The following is a 3,123-nucleotide window of genomic DNA, read 5'->3' as shown; positions in this document are numbered from 1 at the left end:
GGCCGCTCTCCCTTGTCGCAGCCAGCACACTTCGATACTGTCTTCAACAGAATTGTGGTGGCGGTGTTCGCGACAATCCTTGTGACCGTCCTCGCAGCCGCTGTTGCGATCGGCCTGTATTACAAGCCGGGCCGGGTTGGCCGTCTCATCACATCCGTTCTTCAATCGCGCTTCCCGTCACCGGTCATCGGCGGCATCGTCCTACAGTTCTTCGTGCTGATCATGCGTGCGACGGGCATCACACTGATCGACACGGTCCCCGGTGTCGTCGTCGTTCACCATCCCTCTGGTTCTCGGAGCGATCAGCGCAAGGCTGTAGAAACGCGCCCGTGCGCTTGAGGTAGCCGTTGCCAGTTTGGGTGCCTGCAGTTGGTCGATCATCCGCCGAGTGACCCTGCCGGGATTTCGGGCATCTCGATCGGATTCTCATTCGTGTTGGTCTAAATCATTCATTGCCATGGCGGGCGCGAGTGGTCTGTGCCGGAAACAACCACAGCGAAACTGCTGGATAGTCGGAGGAAGATTTTATGACGCATTGGTCGCAGGATTATGGGTGGCGGGGGAAGATGGGAATCAACGCAACCCCGGTCGTGGACAACTCCCACTTCGAACTCATGCGGGTCGCTCCCGCGGGAGTCGGGGTCTATCAGACGTTCCCGTATGTCCCACAGTTCCGCGTTGAAGCAGAGCGCATCCAGCAGTCGGTCGAGCAACTCGAGCACTGCGCGAGAACCCTCGGCGAAGCTGGTGTGGATGTTGTCGGACAGTGCGGCACCCCGTTCTCATTTGCGGGCGGTGACTCACTCGAGTGGGCGCAGAGTATCCACTCGAAGCTTGAAGCGGCGTCTGGCAAGCCCGTAGCGCTCATGGGCCTTTCCATCCTCGAAGCCCTTCAAGACCGAGGATACAAGTCTGTGGCCGTCTCGGCCTCGTACTACAGCCAGGATCTGTGCGAGAGGTACGCCCGATTCTTAGAAGCCGGGGGGATTAGGGTCGTCACCGTAGCGAACTGGGTGGATCAGGGGCTCTTCAGCGACGAGGGTCAGATGAACCCGCCCAAGCTCTGGTATCCGGCGAGCTATGCGTACAGGAGCGCTCGTGAGGTCGCAGATGCGGCTCCGGATGTCGATTGCATCGTCATGTCCGGAGCAGCCATGCACACTATGGATGTCATTAGTCCTCTTGAGAACGACCTGCAGAAGCCCGTCATCTCAAGCGACGCTGCGTTCTTCTGGAAGCTGCTGCTCCTGCTCGGCGTTCGCGAGACGAGCGGCGATTGGGGATCGTTGCTGGGCAGTCTCGGACTGGCGGCCAAGCTTCGTGCGCCGCCCTCGCGAGTTCGCGCGCTTTGAAGATGAACTCGCCAGGGCGGCACCGCGGTCGAGTTGCACCGCGACCAATTCGCCCCTGCACACGACGTGAGTGGCAGCCACGACCGGTGGATCTGCTCGCAGGAACCCGTCGGCCAGGCCAGGGCTCACCGTCACTCCACTGGCAGAGTCGCCGGGCGTCATGCCGCTCTGCGCGTCGCGAGATCCCGAGATCATGGACGAGGCAGCTATGACCACTCGGAGATGAGGGGCCTGCAGGTCGCCGGTGGCGGCTGAACGTTGTGAGTCGCGTGGAGCTCATCTAGGAGGAGGTTGTTTGCGTCCAGCGGCGGGATCCCACCCACCGGTGACCTGGCGCTGTCGAAGAGCAGCGGAAGGTGTGCGCGTGGCCGTCACCTAGTCTGCCATGCGAGCCCTCAGCGCGAAGGCGTCTATGACAGCCGGAACCTGGCGGGGATGGATGAAGAGCTAACCGCCGAACGGGATCGCACAGCGCCTGCCCAGCGGCCTCGCAATCGCGGAACAATGACTCCAGTGGCGCAGCGATGTCGCGGCTATGCAAACCGAGAACAAATTGAGACCGCGCGAAACGGGGAAGTCGCACCTCATACCAGCCCGGATGGGCGAAAGCATTCATCGAGAGATCAATCGTCGATGACCCCTCACGGTGTGAAGAACTAGGTCGTCTGCCGGTGTGACGGCTTTGCTGAAGGGTGGTAATCGATGTCGTCGACGGAGAAGTCTTCGACCGGTCGCCCGTCCCGGCCCTGCGCGGGTTTCGACACCGGCTTGCTCATCTTCTTCTCCTCTGTGTTGTGTTGCGATGATCGAGCACAGAGCGTGTCGCCTTCGGAAAGCGTGGCTGGCTCGCCCCTGGAGGAGGGGACGCGCCATTCTTGTAGAGTTCAGTCCGTCGCGTTCGCCTGACGATCGGCCAGCACTTTCTCGATTTCATGCTTTCCGCTGGTGACGTGAATGCGCATTGCGTCGTCGGCTGCCCGCGGGTCCCCAGAGTGGATCCCCTCGAACACGGCGATGTGTTCCGACAACGACCGACGCATCCGTCCTTGAAGGGTGCTCACCACCATGGCCAGATACTCGCGGTGCAATGTGCTCATCAACAGGGTGTAGTGATCCTTGAGTGCGGCATTTCCGGTCGAATCGAAGATGGCGGCGTGGAATTCCTCGTCGAGTGCGACATGCCGCCTCAGGGCCCCCTCAACGACGGCCGCCTGCATCCGATCGAGCAGATCCTGCATCGTCGCGAGCGCCTCGTCATCGCGGCGCAGCGAAGAGAGCCGCGCCGCCTCGACCTCGAGCGCTTCGCGGACCTCGAACTGCGACACGGCGCGCTCCGGGGTTATCTCGATGACGAACGTGCCGACCTGAGGCACGACGCGGACCATTCCTCGCCGATTCAGCTCGATGAGCGCCTCGCGGACGGGCATCCTGCTCGTTCCATAGCGCCGGGCAAGTCGGTTCTCGGAAAGCTTCGCGCCGGCCGGGATCTCTCCGCTCACGATGTCGTCAACGAGCGAGTCGATCACCACAGCCTTATAGCTATGGTTCTTGGGGGGCATCAATGTGACCAAGGGAACTCGCGTCTGTCGGGGTATGCAACTCGCATCACGGCCATCCTGCTCTTATCACGTCGACTATCCGTCGACGACTGAGGTGCGTCCTCGCAATACACACAATTGCACTTCCCGGCGAGCAGGAGCGCAACACTTTCACTCGTCTTTCCGGTGGCATGGCAGATTGATTTCTAATATTTGTAAGCCACCGTAATTAT

3 protein-coding genes are annotated in these 3,123 nt (G+C 61.1%); 2 read left to right on the top strand and 1 reads right to left on the bottom strand.

Translation table 11 applies throughout. The features are described from left to right. A partial coding sequence (locus KNN17_RS22115) for a hypothetical protein (protein WP_241711046.1) occupies positions 1-339 on the top strand: 339 nt, incomplete at its 5' end. A 188-nt stretch (positions 340-527) separates the two neighbouring features. After that, positions 528-1,352: a maleate cis-trans isomerase family protein gene (locus KNN17_RS22110; protein WP_241711045.1), complete on the top strand. Its 825-nt coding sequence runs from the start codon at positions 528-530 to the stop codon at positions 1,350-1,352. Positions 1,353-2,236: 884 nt separating this feature from the next. Here the strand turns inward: KNN17_RS22110 and KNN17_RS22105 are convergent. Beyond that, positions 2,237-2,881, bottom strand: coding sequence for a GntR family transcriptional regulator (locus KNN17_RS22105; protein WP_241711044.1), 645 nt, complete (start codon positions 2,879-2,881; stop codon positions 2,237-2,239). Between the last annotated feature and the right edge of the window lie 242 nt (positions 2,882-3,123).

The sequence above is a fragment of the Arthrobacter bambusae genome (assembly GCF_022606295.1).
GTDB lineage: Bacteria > Actinomycetota > Actinomycetes > Actinomycetales > Micrococcaceae > Arthrobacter > Arthrobacter bambusae_A.
Note: the sequence above shows the minus strand (reverse complement) of the source record. Positions and strands in the feature narration are given on the sequence as shown.

Coding starts and splice junctions, on each gene's coding strand:
- KNN17_RS22110 (WP_241711045.1), top strand. CDS start 528: ATGACGCATTGGTCGCAGGATTATGGGTGGCGGGGGAAGATGGGAATC.